The organism is Hymenobacter agri (genome assembly GCF_054778495.1).
Window position 1 is genome coordinate 1 of record NZ_BAAGZM010000994.1, and the last position, 1,051, is coordinate 1,051.

At 65.7% G+C, this 1,051-nt stretch carries 1 protein-coding gene and 1 pseudogene; both read right to left on the minus strand.

The window, feature by feature from the left end; translation table 11 throughout:
- Positions 1-514, minus strand: a 514-nt coding sequence (locus tag ACYVDE_RS23955) for a PhzF family phenazine biosynthesis protein (protein ID WP_460504034.1), incomplete at its 3' end; no start/stop codon positions are given.
- A gap of 132 nt (positions 515-646) precedes the next feature.
- A pseudogene (locus ACYVDE_RS23960) lies at positions 647-1,051 on the minus strand (hypothetical protein); the annotation flags it as partial.

Here is a 1,051-nt window from a genome sequence, read left to right on the forward strand (position 1 = left end):
GCTGCGGAGTGCCCGTGCTCACTGTCTGGATGGTGGCGCCGGGCAACAGGTCGTCAGGCGTCAGGCCGAAAAGCGGCAGCACGGCCTCCGGCGCGTGCGTGGCCCCGAAAACGGGTTGCCGCTGCGTCATCCACACTAGCACCGGGCCGCCAGTCGCGCCCGGCAGCACATCCACCCGAATGGGGCCGTGTAGTAAGTTTAGTGTAAGCGTGAGTGCCTCGCCGGTGGCGGGCAGCGCCACCCGGCCCGCGTGCAACAGGGCAGTTACGGTAGCAATGGTGGGGTGGCCGGCCAGCGGTATTTCCTCGGCCGGGGTGAAAAAGCGCACCGTGAACTCAGTGCTGCCCGGCGCGGCGCGGTTCACAAATGCCGTTTCCGATTGGTTGAACTCGCGGGCCAGGCGCTGGCGCAGCGCGGGGTCGAGGTCGTCGGCATCGAGCACCACGGCGCAGGGGTTGCCGCGCAGGGCTTCGGTGGTGAAGGCATCGACGAGTAGAAAAGGCAATTGGGACATGAGCATTGGACTAGTGAGACGCGAAAACCGACCACGAAGGAACGACGGCCAACCAGAACCAAGCCTGCTAACGCACAAAAAAGCCGGCCTACTGACGTGCGGGCCGGCTTTTTACTGTTTGCTATTACCTCGTTACATGGTATCGTGCAGCTTGGCTACGCGCTGGCCAGCTTTGTCGTACACGTCGCCGCGGCCGGTGATGAACAGGCGGCGCTGCTGAGCATCGGTGAGCACGAAGGGGAAGGCCTGGCTGTCGGTGCGCGTGAGGCGGCCCACCACTTCGGCGTTGTCGTCCTCGTCTACGTGCACCACCTTCAGGGCATTGGTGAGGTAGTAGCGCTGGCTGGGGTCGTTGCGGAACGTGAGCTGGCCCACGAGGCGCACGGCGTCGCCGCTGCGCTGGCTAGTGGCCACCATTTCGCGGTTGGAAGCGTCGGTATCGTCCATGGGCAGGTCGGCCACATCTTCGCTGTCGTAAGCTGGCGTGGTGGGGCGGGCGGCTATTACGGCCGGGGCGGCCGAGGGCGCGGCGGTGCG